This is a genomic window from Streptomyces sp. NPDC086080 (genome assembly GCF_044540255.1).
Lineage (GTDB): Bacteria > Actinomycetota > Actinomycetes > Streptomycetales > Streptomycetaceae > Streptomyces.
The window spans coordinates 70,831-85,293 of sequence record NZ_JBITRU010000002.1; the positions used below are offsets into that span (position 1 = coordinate 70,831).

Below are 14,463 nucleotides of genomic sequence, written 5' to 3' on the forward strand. Positions count from 1 at the left end.
GGTCGCAGCCCCCACGGGGCGTCCCAACAAAAAACCCCTCACTTAGGAGTCAACGTGGCGCGCGACATCGCGGAACCCGGCGTCCCCACCACCCACCAGGGACTGATCACCTGGGTCAACGAGATCGCAGAGCTCACCCAGCCGGACAACGTGGTCTGGTGCGACGGCTCGGAGGCCGAGTACGAGCGCCTGTGCGAGGAGCTCGTGGCCAAGGGCACCTTCCGGAAACTCGACCCGATCAAGCGCCCGAACTCCTACTACGCGGCCTCCGACCCCACCGACGTCGCCCGCGTCGAGGACCGGACGTTCATCTGCTCCGAGAAGGAGGAGGACGCCGGCCCGACCAACCACTGGAAGGCCCCCGCCGAGATGCGGGAGATCTTCACCGGTGACAAGGGCGTCTTCCGCGGTTCCATGAAGGGCCGCACGATGTACGTCGTGCCCTTCTGCATGGGCCCCCTCGGCTCGCCGCTGTCCGCCCTCGGCGTCGAGATCACCGACTCCGCGTACGTCGCCGTGTCCATGCGCACCATGACCCGTATGGGCCGCCCGGTCCTGGACGAGCTCGGCTCCGACGGCTTCTTCGTCAAGGCCGTGCACTCGGTCGGCGCCCCGCTGGAGCCCGGCCAGGAGGACGTCCCCTGGCCCTGCAACCGGACCAAGTACATCTCCCACTTCCCCGAGGACCGTGAGATCTGGTCCTACGGCTCCGGCTACGGCGGCAACGCCCTGCTCGGCAAGAAGTGCTACGCCCTGCGCATCGCCTCCGTGATGGCCCGCGACGAGGGCTGGCTGGCCGAGCACATGCTCATCCTCAAGCTCACCCCTCCCACGGGTGAGTCCAAGTACGTGGCCGCCGCCTTCCCGTCCGCCTGCGGCAAGACCAACCTCGCCATGCTGGAGCCCACCGTCTCCGGCTGGACGGTCGAGACGATCGGCGACGACATCGCCTGGATGCGCTTCGGCGAGGACGGCCGCCTGTACGCCATCAATCCCGAGGCCGGCTTCTTCGGCGTCGCCCCCGGTACCGGCGAGAACACCAACGCCAACGCGATGAAGACCCTCTGGGGCAACTCCGTCTTCACCAACGTCGCCCTCACCGACGACGGCGACGTGTGGTGGGAGGGCATGACCGAGGAGACCCCGGCCCACCTCGTCGACTGGAAGGGCAACGACTGGACCCCCGAGTCCGGCACCCCGGCCGCCCACCCCAACGCCCGCTTCACCACCCCCGCCGCGCAGTGCCCGATCATCGCGCCGGAGTGGGAGGACCCCAAGGGCGTGCCGATCTCCGCGATCCTCTTCGGCGGCCGCCGCGCCAGCGCCGTACCGCTGGTGACGGAGTCCTTCGACTGGAACCACGGCGTCTTCCTCGGCGCCAACGTGGCCTCCGAGAAGACCGCCGCCGCCGAGGGCAAGGTCGGCGAGCTGCGCCGCGACCCGTTCGCCATGCTGCCGTTCTGCGGCTACAACATGGGCGACTACATGGCCCACTGGATCGACGTGGCCAAGGACAAGGACCAGTCCAAGCTGCCGAAGATCTACTACGTCAACTGGTTCCGCAAGGACGACGAGGGCCGCTTCGTCTGGCCGGGCTTCGGCGAGAACTCCCGCGTCCTGAAGTGGATCGTGGAGCGCCTGGACGGCAGGGCGGAGGGTGTCGAGACCCCCATCGGCGTCCTCCCGGCCAAGGCCGCGCTGGACACCGAAGGACTGGACCTCTCCGACGCCGACCTGGACTTCCTCCTCACCGTCGACACGGACATATGGCGTGAGGAAGCCGCCCTGGTCCCCGACCACCTGAACACCTTCGGCGACCACACGCCCAAGGAACTGTGGGACCAGTACCACGCGCTGGTGAAGCGCCTGGGCTGACGCCCGCACAGACCCCGCGGCCGGTCGGTACTCGGTATGAGGATGCCCTGACCAGCGATCGTCACGCCACGACCGGCCGCGGAACACACCGGCGGGACCCCGCACAACGGCGTGCGGGTACCGGGCCGGCCTCCGCCCCCTCCGTCCGCCCCGACGGAACCCCGCGGCGACAGGCCCACCCCGCCTCCTTCGGCACGGCCCACCCAGAGGGCTCACGAACGTGCCGAGGGATGACCGAGCGCTCCGGCCGACGGACCCCCGTCGGCCGGAGCGCTCGGCCGTTCCCGCTCCTTCAGGAGCCCGTGTAGCGTCCCGGCCGGTGGTTGAAGGCCAGAACGACGTTGAGGACGACGGCGCCCACGGCCGACAGCAGGACGGCGCGGGCGGAGACGGCCGCGAAGGACACGGCCACGATGAGGACGTCGAGGGCCATCTGGACGTAACCGGCGCGCAGGCCGAGGCGCTCCTGCACGACCAGGGCGAGGATGTTGAAGCCGCCGAGGCTGGACCGGTGCCGGAAGAGGACGAGCAGTCCCATCCCGGCCAGCAGGTTGCCGGTGAGCGAGGCGTACACCGGGTCGACCGCGATCTCGGGGATCTCCACCGGGTGGAGCGAGGTCAGCAGGGAGAAGACGCCGATCGAGATGCCCGTACGGATCATGAAATCCCACCCCTTCTTCGCCACGGCGAGCACGAAGAACGGCAGGTTGACGAGGGCGAAGAGCAGCCCGTACGGCAGATCGACCGCGTAGCCGATCAGCAGCGCGAGGCCGGCGGTTCCGCCCGTGACGGTACCGCTGGTCTGTACGAGGAAGAGCCCGAGGGACGCGACGAAGGTGCCGGTGAGGATCGCCAGCAGATCCTCGGCCACGCCGTGCTTCGTCGTGGACACGGCCGCACTGGTCATGGCGACGATGGTCGAAGTCCGACGGGCGGAAACGCAAGCTCCGGCCGCACGACTGGGACAGATGCACACCCTTTCCCCGTACAGGCGGCAGAATGCCCAGCATGAAGTCCATCGACGCACTCGACGCCCGGATCCTGCTGGCGCTCGACGACGAACCCGGCGCGACGATCCTGCGCCTGGCCAAGGTCCTCGGCGTGTCCCGCAACACCGTCCACGCCCGCCTCCAGCGCATGGACCGGGACGACGTGCTGCTCGGCTTCAGCCAGCGCGTGCCGCCCGCGTCCATGGGCTACGACCTCGTCGCGTTCCTTTCCCTCGCGATCAGCCAGAGCGAGGGAACCGCCGCACTGGAGCTGCTGGAGACCATCCCGGAGGTCGTCGAGGTCCACGCGACCACCGGCGAGGCCGACCTGCTCGTCAAGGTCGTCGCACGGGACACGGCGGACCTGCACCGCATCACCACCTCCATCCTCGGCATCGAGGGCATGGTCCGCTCCAGCACGGCCGTCTCCCTGTGGCAGACCATGCCCAACCGCACCCGCGCCCTCCTCGAAGCCCTCGCACGGGGCGGCACCTGAGCAGAGGGGACGGCGGCAGGCGGAGGGCGTGGGCATGACGCCACGGCGTCCACGCCTACGATCCGGCCCGGATTCCCTCCTCATGTCCCCCGCCCCGTGCTCCCTGAGGCGTAACGGATTCCGCCTCCTGTCGTTCTTAGAGGTGTACTTCCAAGAGGTACGTCTCTAAGAATCGGGAGGCGTCATGGCCCACCCTCCAGCGCGCAGTCTGCCGAGACCGCCGGACATGTTCGACCGGGAGTGGGAGTGGAGTGAACTGACCGGCTTCGCGACGGGCGAAGGGGCCGGTCCCCGGCTCGGTGTGGTGTCGGGCCGCCGCCGGCAGGGGAAGAGCTTCCTGCTCCAGGCGCTGGCGGATGCCACCGGAGGCTTCTACTACGCGGCGGTCGAGGCATCGGCGACCGAGTCCCTGCACTTGTTGGGCGAGGCCGTCGCACGCTTCACCGGCGAGGCCGTCCCGCCCAGGCCGGCGAACTGGGCCGAGGCCCTGGAGATGCTCTTCGGGCTGGCCAAGGACCGACCGCTGCCGGTGGTGATCGACGAGTTTCCCTACCTGGTGCGTAACGCCCCGGCCCTTCCCTCCCAGCTGCAGGCCGCCATCGGGGTGCGCTCCGAGCGGCACCGCACGGAGCGGCCCCGGATCCTGCTGTGCGGCAGCGCGATGTCCTTCATGGGCGGGCTGCTCTCCGGAGCCTCCCCCTTGTACGGTCGGGCAGGACTCGACCTGGTGGTCCACTCGCTCGGCTACCGCGAGGCCGCGGAGTTCTGGGGCATCCAGGATCCACGGCTGGCCGTCCTTGTCCATGCGATCGTCGGCGGAACCCCCGCGTACCGGCGGGAGTTCGTCGACGACGACGTACCCGACGGCCCCGACGACTTCGACGCCTGGGTCTGCCGGACCGTACTCAATCCCGCGCGACCCCTGCACGGTGAGGCGCCGTACCTGCTGGCCGCCGAGCCGGACCTGCGCAACCGCTCGCTGTACCACTCGGTCCTGGCCGCGGTGGCGGGTGGCAACCGCACCAGTGGCGGTATCGCGAGCGCGGTGGGCCGCAAGGCCACGGACATCTCACTGCCGCTGACCGTCCTGAGGAGCTGCGGCCTGCTGACCGCCGAACCCGACGCCTTCCGCGCCAACCGCACCACCTACCACGTCGCGGAGCCGCTGATCACGTTCCACCATGCCGTCATGCGCCCCGAGACGGCCCTGCTCAGTCGCCGCCGGGGAGCGGCCAGGATGTGGGAACACAGTCGGTCCACCTTCCTCAGCAAGGTCGTCGGTCCCCACTTCGAGCAGCTGTGCCGCGCGTGGGTCGAGTGGCACGCCGACCCCGCGACGTTCGGGGGCATGCCGATCCAGGTCGCCGCGGGGACCGTCGCCGATCCGCTGAACCGGACCTCTCTCGAGGCCGATGTGGTGGTGCACGGCGCGATCGGCCAGGACCAGGGCATTCTGCTCTCCGTCGGCGAGGCCGAGTGGCACAAGGTCATGCACCTCGGCCATCTGCAACGCCTGCACCGCATCCTGGAGTTGCTGAGAGCGCGAGGCGTGGACACCAGCCATGCCAGACCCGCCTGCTACAGCGGCGCCGGCTTCGACCCGGAACTGCGCGCGGCTGCGGACCGGGGCGAGGTGGTCCTCGTCGACCTGGAACGGCTGTATCACGGTTCCTGAAGGCGCGACCGGGCGTCCGGCGGCCGGTTCTCGATCATCCTGGGGAAGGATGTGAGGCCGTCCGTTTCCCCGGACGATGATGCGCACCGCTCACCCATCGAACGCGAACCCGAACCCCGAACCCGAACGCGAGGGAAAGGACACGCAGTTGCGCATCGCCCGGCTTCTCGGAACCGTCCTGGGTACCACGTTGCTGACGACCGCCGCCGTACTCACCGCACCGGCCCACGCCGGACCTCCGGAGTCCACGTCCCTGGACAGAGCCGAACTGCGCGACGCGCTGGACGCCGTCCACGAGGCGGGCATGTACGGCGTGTTCTCGTCCGTCCGGGACGGCGGCGAACGGTGGACCGGGGCGGCCGGCGTGGCCGACGTGGACACCGGCCGCCCGGTCACGCCGGGCATGCGGCAACGGGTGGGCAGCATCAGCAAGACCTTCACCGCCGTGGGCCTGCTCCAGCAGGCGGAGCGTGGCCGGATCCGGCTCGACGCGCCCGTCTCCGACTACCTGCCGGACCTGATACCGGGGGAGCGCGGACGGCAGATCACCGTACGGATGCTCCTCAACCACACCAGCGGGATCGGCGACTACGTCGCGGGTGCCTTCCCCTCCCTCCTCCAGGGCTCGACGGCCAGCCTCGACGAGGAGCGCTTCCGTTCCGTCCACCCGAGGGAACTGGTCCGGCTGGGTCTCACGGCCCCCGCGACCGGAAGCCCCGGATCGGTGCCGGGCACGTACTCCAACACCAACTACGTCATCGCCGGGCTTCTGCTGGAGAAGGTCACCGGCCAGAAGGCCCACACCTACCTCACCCGCCACGTCATCGACCGGGCCGGGCTGCGGCACACGTACCTGCCGCGCACCCCGTTCCTCAGGGGCCCGCACCCGCGGATGTACGAGTCGTTCTTCGGTCTGATCGACCCGCCCCGCGACTACAGCGTCTACGACATGTCATGGGCGTACACGGCGGGCGCGGTCGTCTCCACCACCGACGACCTCAACCGCTTCTACCGCGCCCTGCTCGGTGGGAAGCTCGTCGGCGAGGCATCCCTCGACGAGATGACGCGTACGGTCCCCGTCTCGGGCCTCGACTACGGTCTCGGCATCTACGCCCTGGACCTGCCCTGCGGCCGCTTCTGGGGCCACGACGGAGCGGTGTTCGGGGCCGGCACGGTCGCGCTGTCCAGCCGGGACGGCAAGCGGCAGATGGCCGTCGCGCAGAACCTGATGAAGTACCAGGAGATCGGCGAGGACGGCGTACCGCTGCCGCACCCGATCGACCACGCCTTCGCGGCGTACGTCGTGGGCGCGCTCTGCCCGGCCGCCCCCGGGACCGAAACCGGTGCCGGGACCCCGAGCCCGCAGGCCCGCGAGGAGCGGCTGCCGCGGCTGCCCCGGATCGACGATTCCCCGCTGACCCGCGCTCTGGCCGTGGATCGGCCGTCCGTCTAGTCCCGCGGGTCCCGGCGGACCCGTGGCGTGTGCGGCCGCCGAGCCGGATCACGGCGCTCGCGTGCCGGGCAGGCGCGTCCCGGCCGCGTGGCGGCGCGAAGAGGTGCGGTGCCCGGTCTGCGCGTCGTGACCTCCAGCCGCTGCCATGCTCGCTGCCGGAGTCGCCGCCACTACCGGCAGCGTGGCCGTGGTCGCCGACGGGATACCGGCGGACGTCCGAGGACATGGACGCGGCCGAGGCCATCGAGATCACTGTGCCGGACCAGCCGCTTCTCACGGGAGACGCGGACGCCGAGAGGGGGCTGGGCGCACGCGGGAACCCGACGCCCCGCCCGTCGGCCCGCCGGGCGGGGTCGCTCACGCCAGCAGGGTGCGCAGCCGCCCGGGAGGGAGCCCGGCCGCACGGCGGACCGCCCGGGTCATGTGGGACTGGTCGGCGTAACCCGACTCCCGAGCCAGGCCCGACAGATCCCGCTCGCCCTCGACGAGACGGTCCAGCACACGGGCCAGGCGCAGCCGGTCGCGGTGCGCGGAGAGCGTGCTCCCGGTGACGGCCGTGAAGACCCGGCTCAGATGGTGTGGGGAGGCGCCCAGGGCCCGCCCCAACGCCTCCAGCCCGATCGTAGGCTCGGCCGCCAGCACGGCACGCGCGTCGTCGGCCAGCCGTCGGCGTGCGGCGGCGGAGGCGGGCCGCCCGGAGGCGACGCGGGCGGGAGCGAAGCGCGCGAAGACCCCGGCCGACAACCGGGCCGTGTACTCACCGAGCTCGAAGGAGTCACCGCCCCGGCGGGCGAGGGAGAGCAGCATCCGGTGTGCGAGGGCCAACTCCGGCGTTACCATCACGAGCCCCTCCGGGACCGTGGGGTCGCCGCCCAGCAGGTCGGCGACCCGGGGCTCGGAGAGAACGATCTCGGTGAACGCGTCCGGCCCCAGCGGATGCGCGAACTGCTGCTCGGTGCCCAGGCGTTCGACGTACACACTGCCCGCGTCCAGCACCTGCTCGACCCCGTCGACCCGGGCCCGCAGCACCCCGTCCCGGAGCAGCACCAGACCGAACACCGGAGCGGGCCGGGGCGGCGACCAGCCGCGCGTGGTGCTGCCGCAGCGCACATCGGCGAGGAGGACGTCGTCCTCGCACAGGTACACCCGCCGGTCCCCGGCCATATGGGCATCTTAGGACCCGAGTTCCTTGCCACCGCCCCCGCGAACCGGACACGAACGTACAAGCGCCGGTACGCCCGCCCTTCGCACGATGGCTGTCACCCACCTCGATCCGACACCACCAGCAGGGGGAGACCATGACGCACCACCTCGTACCCTCCGACGCCCTCATCGCTACCCGCCGCGCAGTCCTGCGCGGCGCCGCGGCCGTGGGAGCCGGCACGCTCGCGGCATGGGCCGGCGGCACCCGGGCGGCCGCCGCGTCCCACCACCGCACCGGCACCGTGCACGTCGTCTCCCGTCACACGGGCCCCTACGAGGTGATGGCGCTCCTGGACGCCCACGGCACCTTCCCGCTCCCGCGGCAGGAGGCGTTCCCCGACGCGACCGACGCGGACTGGGTACGCGCCGAGCGGCTCGACCCGGCGGCCTTCGGCGCGGACGGCACCTGGGAACTCGACTTCCGCTGCTACGCCGTACGCCGCCCCGGCGGCCGCGTCACCCTCGTCGACACCGGCATCGGCGCGGCCGGCAGCCCCGCGTCGGACTGGGCCCCGGTCCCCGGCCGCCTCCCCTCGGTCCTCCAGCACGCGGGCATCGGGCGCGACGACGTCGACACCGTCGTCCTGACCCACCTCCACGAGGACCACTTCGGCTGGACGGTCGACCCCTCGGGCACCCCGATGTTCCCGGGTGCCCGCCACGTCGTGCAGCGCGCGGAGATCGCGGCCCTGGACGCCGACGACAGCGCCATGTCGTACGTGGTCGAGCCCTTGCGCCGGGCCGGACTGCTGCACCCGGTCGACGGCCGGACGAAGGTGCAGGGCCGCCCTGGCTGCGCGGCGGTGACCGCCGTACCGACGCCCGGCCACACCCCCGGACACCAGTCCGTACTCGTCGACGGCGGCGGCCGGGATGGCATCGTGATCACCGGCGACGTCCTCGTCCACGCCGTCCAACTGGCCGCACCGGACGTCGCGTACCGCCTGGAGGACGACCGGGCCACGGCCCGCCGCACCCGCTGGGCTCTCCTGTCCGAGGCCCGCACCCGCCACCACGTCCTGGCCACCGCCCACCTGAACCGGCCGTTCGTCAGCCCCTGATCCGAGCGGACGCCGGCCCCGTGACCTGCCTACGGCGCTTCCGCCCGCGGGCTCACCGTGACGGTCGTGGACGGCGGGTTCGAGGGCACCGACGACGCCGCGGACCGCGTCCACGGTGAGGGTCGTGTCGTGCCACGTTCTGTCGCCTCGCGCGGATGCAGTCCTTCCTTGACGGCGCCGTCCGACGCTGCCTATGCTAACGACGTTAGAAACTCTAACCACGTTAGAAATGTTAACGGCGTTAGTCGATGTGGCGCGGACCGGTGCCGCACCGACTCAGGGCAAGGAGACTCACATGCGTACGCGTACCTTCGTTCCCGGCCTCGCTGTTGTGATGGCCGCAGCGGCGCTGATCGCCGGCACCGTCGGTGCCGGACCCGCAGCCTCCTCCGAGGCGTCGCCCGGGAAGCGGGCTGCGCAGGCAGGGACGCAGCAGGCCGCGGGTGTACCGAAGCACGAGAAGGATCGGGTGCCGGCGATCGGGCGGCGCTGGGCCGCCGCGTGGATGACCACCGACACCCGCGATCTTGCCCGTCTGTACACCAAGGACGCGGTCTACACCGACCGTGCCCTCGACCTGGTGTTCCACGGTCGTGAGGGGGTGGCGGAGTGGGAGACCGGGTCCCATCAGCTCATCGAGGATCTCGGGTTCGAGGTGACCAGGGGGTTCCGCGGGAGTGACGGTGTGGTGGTCGAGGGGGTGTTCACCGGCCACATCGTCGGCGCGCCTCGTCCGTTCGCGGTCCCGGTCGTGACCGTGCTGCGGCTGCGCGGCAACCTGATCCGGTCGAGCAACGACTACTACAACCGGGGTGAAATCCTGAGCGATTCCGGCCTGCCCGCGGATTGGACCCCGACCGGCAAGTGATGCCGTACGCCAAGCCCGCCTCCGCGTCCGAGGGCGGGCTCGCCGTGACGTGGCGGCGGTTGCGGGGGAGGCGGGACCGGGCCGACGCCGTTTCGGTGCCTAGCCGTTTCCCGGGAGATCGGTCCGCCAGCCGCGAAGCAGTGTGCGCAGCGCCTGCTGGGCGAGCCGCCGGGCGCGCTCGTTGCCGATGGTGCCGATGCGGCCGAGCGACGCTATGCCGGACACCGTGCCCCAGACGATGTCGCAGGCCTCGTCGAAATCGGCCAGGACCACGTCGTGGGCGTCCGACCACGTGGTGAGGAGTTCCCTCAGGAAGTCGATGGCGGGGGCCGCCGCGCGCAGGCGCTCGTCCGCGTCGACGGTATCGCCGTTCATGATCTGGTACAGGTGCGGGTGTTCGCCGGCGAACCGGATGTACTCGGACGCGAGCTGCGTCATGCGCCGGTCGATGTCGGGTTCCTCGGCGGCCTGCTGAAGCTCGGCCATCATCAGGCGGTGACCGTGAGCGACGAGCTCGAGCACGAGCGCGTCCTTGTTGGCGAAGTACTGATAGACGACGGGGGCGGAGTATTCGACGTCGTTCGCGATGCGCCGGATCGTCAACGCCGCGGCACCCTCGTTCTCCAGGATGCGCAGCGCGGCCTCGATGATGCGTTCGCGGGTGCTCGCGCGTTCGCGGGCCCGTCTGGTGCTGGTCGGCATCGTTGCACCTCGCTTCCGGACCGGTCCTCCACACGAGCCGCCGGCGTCTGCGGCGTCGTCACGGCTCAGCATCCTAACAACGTTAATTCGAGCAGAGGCGTGCGGGTGCGACCGTGGCGAGCGGGCTGAGCAGCGAAGGCTGATGGCGCCCGGTCCGCGCGTCGCTGCGGGTGCGCGCGGACCGGGGCCGTTCGGGGAGCCCGGGGAACGGGGCTCAGCGGGACGCGAGGGCGCGCGGCTGGAGGGCCGCGGCGTGGGCGTCCATCTGTTCGGCGGCGAGGATCGCCGCCGCCGTGTCGGCGCGCGAGGCGGCGACGACCAGGGCGCGGCCCGCGAGGGCGTGGGCGCGCCGGTGCAGGGCCGCCGCGTTCGGCTCGCGGGCCGTGGTCCTCTTCGGCATGCGGGCCGGCTCACGTCCTCCCCGCAGGCGGGAGACCTGCTCGGTGAGCCGCTCGGCCGCGGTGTCCAGATCGGCCGAGGGCGCCGCCGCGCGCAGTTCGTCGGTGACGGTGAGCAGTGCGGCGAGATGACCCGCGAGCTGGATGTCCAGCTCTTCCTCGCGGGAACGGTGGGGGAAGTCGTGGGGGGTGCCGGCCATCGTGCTGTGGACCGACTTGTCACGGATCGGTTCGTACATGGATGGCCTCCTGGGAACTGGCAGGAAGCCATCCTAGCTTGGATTCGGTCTAAAGTTGAGTCGTGGACAAGATCAGACGGTCGGTGCCGCTTGTCAGGGCTGGCCGTAACCGTCCAGGAAGCGGCCGATACGGCCCATCGCGTCCCGCAGATCCGTCACCGACGGCAGGGTGACGATCCGGAAGTGATCCGGTTCCGGCCAGTTGAAGCCGGTGCCCTGGACGACCATGATCTTCTCGCGGCGCAACAGGTCCAGGACCATCCGCCGGTCGTCCTTGATCTTGAACACGTCGGGGTCGAGGCGGGGGAAGAGATACAGCGCCCCCTTCGGCTTCACACAGCTCACCCCCGGGATCTGGGTGAGCAGTTCGTACGCCGTGTCCCGCTGCTCACGCAGCCGCCCGCCCGGCAGGACCAGGTCGTTGATCGTCTGGCGTCCGCTGAGCGCCGCGACCACACCGTGCTGCCCCGGCATGTTCGCGCACAGGCGCATGTTCGCCAGGACCGTCAGGCCCTCGATGTAGGAGTCGGCGTGGGCGCGCGGGCCCGAGATCGACATCCAGCCCACCCGGTAGCCGGCCACCCGGTACGCCTTCGACATGCCGTTGAAGGTGAGGGTGAGCAGATCGGGGGCGACGGAGGCGGTCGGGATGTGCTCGGCGTCGTCGTAGAGGATCTTGTCGTAGATCTCGTCCGAGCAGACCAGCAGGTTGTGGCGGCGGGCGATGTCGGTCAGCCCCTTGACGACCGCCTCGTCGTACACCGCGCCGGTCGGGTTGTTCGGATTGATGATGACGAGCGCCTTGGTGCGGTCGGTGACCTTGCGTTCGATGTCGGCGAGGTCCGGCATCCAGTCGGACTGCTCGTCGCAGCGGTAGTGCACCGCCGTACCGCCGGACAGGGAGACCGCGGCCGTCCACAGCGGATAGTCGGGCGCGGGGACGAGCACCTCGTCGCCGTCGTCCAGCAGCGCCTGCATCGCCATCACGATCAGCTCGGACGCGCCGTTGCCCAGGAAGACGTGCTCGACGTCGGTCTCGATGCCGAGGGTCTGGTTGTGCATGACGACCGCCCGGCGCGCGGCCAGCAGGCCCTTGGCGTCGCCGTAGCCGTGGGCCGACGACACATTGCGGAGGATGTCCTCCAGGATCTCGGGCGGGCACTCGAAGCCGAATGCCGCCGGGTTGCCGGTGTTCAGCTTGAGGATGCGGTGGCCGGCCGCTTCCAGCCGCATCGCCTCCTCGAGCACCGGGCCCCGGATCTCGTAACAGACGTTGGCGAGCTTGGTCGACTGGATCACCTGCATGCTGGGAGCTTACGGCCCGGTATGGCCCTTCGGGCCGTGTTGTCCGCCACGTGGGACCGTCGGTTTCGGTGGGTTATGTCCGCTCGCTGTCCCCGGAGCCCCGATCTCTCTAGAATGCACGGCCATGTCCAGCGCATCCCGGTACGCCGATGAGGGGAACGACGCGTCGGTTCCCCAGGGTCCGCCGAGCGTGTACCTCCCGCAGACCCCTCCGCCCCCGGCGTACGACGCCTATGTCGACCCGGCGGCCGCTCACGGCTGGCAGAACGCGTACGACGAGACACGCGAACTGCCGCCCGTGGCGGTCGGTGAGCAAGGTCCGCCGGAGTCGGCCGGTGGTGACGTGGCCCCGCCGGAGACGGGTGGCACGCCGTGGTCCGGGGAGGTGCCGCACCCCGCCGGGGGCGGCGCTCCGGAGGGGCCGGGCGGCGGCCGTCCGCGTTCCGGGTCCGGCGGGCGGGGGCGCCGCAGGGCCCCCGCGCCCCCGCGCGTGCGTCCCGCGGTGGCGGTCGTGTCGGCGGTGGGCGCCGTGTCCGTGGCGGCGCTGATCGCCGGCTTCGCCTTCTCGGGCTCGCCGTCCAAGGGCGCCGGGGAGCGGGACGACCGTGAGGACGTGACCACCGGACGGCCCGACGTGCCGGCCACGGCGGCGGACGCGTCCGAGTCGGCCGGAGGGACGGACGCCACCGGCGGTCCGTCGGCCGGGTCCGCCTCCCCCGGTGCGAGCGGCTCCGGCGTGGACCCGGAGGCCGACGGGTCGCCGTCCACGCCTGCCACCGGTGCCTCCACCACCTCCACACCGAGCCTCCCCACGGCGACCCCCACCGTCTCCACCCCGCCGGGCAACCCTGGTCGGGGCGACGGGGGGCCGGGCCGGGGCCAGGGGCCGAAGCACTCCCGATAGGCGCGGCGGCGGTCGGTCGCCCGGACGCGGGCCGGTGCCCCGGGGCGGCCGGCCCGTCGGTCGCGCCTGCCCGAACCCGGTGCGGGGTGACACCCGTTGCCGGCCCGGGCCGGCCGGTGGGATCACCGGCCGGAAACACGACCTTGCCCCCTCGGCACCCCCGTGCTGACAATGCGCATGACAAGTTCAGGGGCGGCCGGGAGGTCTCCGGCCGCCCGACGCCGCATTGAGGGGACCCCCATGAGAAAACCTCTCGTCGTCGCGCTCTGTGCCCTGGCCCTCGCCGGGGCGGGCGCGACTCCCGCGGTCGCCTCCGCGCCTTCCCCCACGGGCGCGGACACGACGACCACGGGCGCGACCCCGGCCACCTCGTTGACGGACCTCGTCAACGACACGGTCGGGGCCGCGGCGGACGCCCTGTCCGGACTCACCGCGCCGAGAGCCGACGCGGTGAACTTCGCGGGCAGCGTCTCGCTCAGCAACTGCTCCGGCTCCGTCGTCCGCATGCCCGACTCGGCGGCCGACGACCCGGCGCTCGTGCTCACCAACGGCCACTGCCTGGAGAGCGGCTTCCCCGCGCCCGGCCAGGTCCTCGTCGACCGGGCGTCCAGCCGCAGCTTCGGCCTGCTGAACTCCTCCGGCTCCAGGGTCGCCACCCTGCGCGCCGACCGGCTCGTCTACGCGACCATGACCGACACGGACGCCGCGATCTACCGGCTCGGCACGACGTACGCGCGGATCAAGAGCGCGTACGGGATCGACGCGCTGACGCTGAGCGGCACCCGCCCGGCGGCCGGTACGGCCATCAGCGTGGTCTCCGGATACTGGAAGCGGATCTACACCTGCTCCGTCGACGGGTTCGCGTACCGCATGAAGGAAGGCGACTGGACCTGGAAGGACTCGGTCCGTTACACCTCCACCTGTAACACCATCGGCGGCACCTCCGGCTCACCGGTCGTCGACAGCGCCACCGGCCAGGTGGTCGCCGTCAACAACACCGGCAACGAGGACGGCGAGCGCTGCACGGTCAACAACCCGTGCGAGGTCGACGAGAACGGCACCGTCACGGTCCGCCGGGGCATCAACTACGCCCAGCAGACCTACCTGTTCCCCGCCTGCTTCGGCGCGGACAGCAGGCTTGAGCTGAACGCGAGCGGCTGCGCGGTCCCCAAGCCGTAGACCGGGGCCGGGGGCGGGGGGGGGGCGGGGGGGGCCCCGGGCCCCCCCCCCCCCCCCCCCCCGGGGGGGCCGCCCCGCCGCCGTAAACAAACCCCCCGCGCGCCGGGACGAAGGGG

General features: G+C 71.5%; 13 protein-coding genes. 8 read left to right on the forward strand and 5 right to left on the reverse strand.

Annotated elements, in window-relative coordinates:
- Window positions 1–54: 54 nt before the first annotated feature.
- Window positions 55–1,875 (forward strand): phosphoenolpyruvate carboxykinase (GTP), encoded by a 1,821-nt coding sequence (locus tag ACIF9R_RS02410; RefSeq protein ID WP_399973180.1) that lies wholly within the window; start codon window positions 55–57, stop codon window positions 1,873–1,875.
- 292 nt (window positions 1,876–2,167) lie between these two features.
- Here ACIF9R_RS02410 and ACIF9R_RS02415 read toward each other — a convergent pair whose 3' ends face one another.
- Window positions 2,168–2,782, reverse strand: a complete 615-nt coding sequence (locus ACIF9R_RS02415) for a YitT family protein (RefSeq protein WP_399973182.1) — start codon at window positions 2,780–2,782, stop codon at window positions 2,168–2,170.
- A gap of 101 nt (window positions 2,783–2,883) precedes the next feature.
- Between ACIF9R_RS02415 and ACIF9R_RS02420 the strand changes: the two genes are divergently transcribed.
- The 3 genes from ACIF9R_RS02420 (at window position 2,884) to ACIF9R_RS02430 (ending at window position 6,488) form a co-directional block, all read left to right on the forward strand.
- Entirely contained in the window at window positions 2,884–3,360 is a 477-nt protein-coding gene (locus ACIF9R_RS02420) for an Lrp/AsnC family transcriptional regulator (RefSeq protein WP_399973184.1), read from the forward strand.
- A gap of 184 nt (window positions 3,361–3,544) precedes the next feature.
- Window positions 3,545–5,035 carry an ATP-binding protein gene (locus ACIF9R_RS02425; RefSeq protein WP_399973186.1) on the forward strand — a complete coding sequence of 497 codons (1,491 nt, stop codon included), beginning with the start codon at window positions 3,545–3,547 and terminating at the stop codon, window positions 5,033–5,035.
- Window positions 5,036–5,183: 148 nt separating this feature from the next.
- A complete protein-coding gene (locus ACIF9R_RS02430) occupies window positions 5,184–6,488 on the forward strand; it encodes a serine hydrolase domain-containing protein (RefSeq protein ID WP_399973962.1) in 1,305 nt (434 codons plus the stop codon).
- A gap of 357 nt (window positions 6,489–6,845) precedes the next feature.
- On the opposite strand, the gene ACIF9R_RS02435 is transcribed toward ACIF9R_RS02430, so the two are convergent.
- Complete coding sequence (locus tag ACIF9R_RS02435) at window positions 6,846–7,652, reverse strand: helix-turn-helix domain-containing protein (RefSeq protein WP_399973188.1); 807 nt, start codon at window positions 7,650–7,652, stop codon at window positions 6,846–6,848.
- Window positions 7,653–7,786: 134 nt separating this feature from the next.
- On the opposite strand from ACIF9R_RS02435, the gene ACIF9R_RS02440 reads away from it, so the two are divergent.
- Entirely contained in the window at window positions 7,787–8,752 is a 966-nt protein-coding gene (locus tag ACIF9R_RS02440) for an MBL fold metallo-hydrolase (RefSeq protein ID WP_399973191.1), read from the forward strand.
- A gap of 295 nt (window positions 8,753–9,047) precedes the next feature.
- Complete coding sequence (locus ACIF9R_RS02445) at window positions 9,048–9,620, forward strand: nuclear transport factor 2 family protein (protein WP_399973193.1); 573 nt, start codon at window positions 9,048–9,050, stop codon at window positions 9,618–9,620.
- A gap of 99 nt (window positions 9,621–9,719) precedes the next feature.
- On the opposite strand, the gene ACIF9R_RS02450 is transcribed toward ACIF9R_RS02445, so the two are convergent.
- The 3 genes from ACIF9R_RS02450 to ACIF9R_RS02460 all read right to left on the reverse strand — a co-directional run bounded on the left by ACIF9R_RS02450 (window position 9,720) and on the right by ACIF9R_RS02460 (window position 12,264).
- On the reverse strand, window positions 9,720–10,322 hold the full coding sequence (locus tag ACIF9R_RS02450) for a TetR/AcrR family transcriptional regulator (protein ID WP_399973196.1): 603 nt from the start codon (window positions 10,320–10,322) through the stop codon (window positions 9,720–9,722).
- Window positions 10,323–10,536: 214 nt separating this feature from the next.
- On the reverse strand, window positions 10,537–10,959 hold the full coding sequence (locus ACIF9R_RS02455; RefSeq protein WP_399973199.1) for a hypothetical protein: 423 nt from the start codon (window positions 10,957–10,959) through the stop codon (window positions 10,537–10,539).
- Window positions 10,960–11,052: 93 nt separating this feature from the next.
- Window positions 11,053–12,264 (reverse strand): pyridoxal phosphate-dependent aminotransferase, encoded by a 1,212-nt coding sequence (locus tag ACIF9R_RS02460; RefSeq protein ID WP_399973202.1) that lies wholly within the window; start codon window positions 12,262–12,264, stop codon window positions 11,053–11,055.
- Between the two features lie 124 nt (window positions 12,265–12,388).
- On the opposite strand from ACIF9R_RS02460, the gene ACIF9R_RS02465 reads away from it, so the two are divergent.
- Window positions 12,389–13,168: a hypothetical protein gene (locus ACIF9R_RS02465; RefSeq protein ID WP_399973204.1), complete on the forward strand. Its 780-nt coding sequence runs from the start codon at window positions 12,389–12,391 to the stop codon at window positions 13,166–13,168.
- A gap of 240 nt (window positions 13,169–13,408) precedes the next feature.
- A complete protein-coding gene (locus ACIF9R_RS02470; protein ID WP_399973207.1) occupies window positions 13,409–14,347 on the forward strand; it encodes a serine protease in 939 nt (312 codons plus the stop codon).
- Window positions 14,348–14,463: the final 116 nt, after the last annotated feature.

Coding starts and splice junctions, on each gene's coding strand:
- ACIF9R_RS02460 (WP_399973202.1), bottom strand. CDS start 12,264: ATGCAGGTGATCCAGTCGACCAAGCTCGCCAACGTCTGTTACGAGATC.
- ACIF9R_RS02445 (WP_399973193.1), top strand. CDS start 9,048: ATGCGTACGCGTACCTTCGTTCCCGGCCTCGCTGTTGTGATGGCCGCA.
- ACIF9R_RS02470 (WP_399973207.1), top strand. CDS start 13,409: ATGAGAAAACCTCTCGTCGTCGCGCTCTGTGCCCTGGCCCTCGCCGGG.
- ACIF9R_RS02435 (WP_399973188.1), bottom strand. CDS start 7,652: ATGGCCGGGGACCGGCGGGTGTACCTGTGCGAGGACGACGTCCTCCTC.
- ACIF9R_RS02420 (WP_399973184.1), top strand. CDS start 2,884: ATGAAGTCCATCGACGCACTCGACGCCCGGATCCTGCTGGCGCTCGAC.
- ACIF9R_RS02415 (WP_399973182.1), bottom strand. CDS start 2,782: ATGACCAGTGCGGCCGTGTCCACGACGAAGCACGGCGTGGCCGAGGAT.
- ACIF9R_RS02455 (WP_399973199.1), bottom strand. CDS start 10,959: ATGTACGAACCGATCCGTGACAAGTCGGTCCACAGCACGATGGCCGGC.
- ACIF9R_RS02450 (WP_399973196.1), bottom strand. CDS start 10,322: ATGCCGACCAGCACCAGACGGGCCCGCGAACGCGCGAGCACCCGCGAA.
- ACIF9R_RS02440 (WP_399973191.1), top strand. CDS start 7,787: ATGACGCACCACCTCGTACCCTCCGACGCCCTCATCGCTACCCGCCGC.
- ACIF9R_RS02465 (WP_399973204.1), top strand. CDS start 12,389: ATGTCCAGCGCATCCCGGTACGCCGATGAGGGGAACGACGCGTCGGTT.
- ACIF9R_RS02425 (WP_399973186.1), top strand. CDS start 3,545: ATGGCCCACCCTCCAGCGCGCAGTCTGCCGAGACCGCCGGACATGTTC.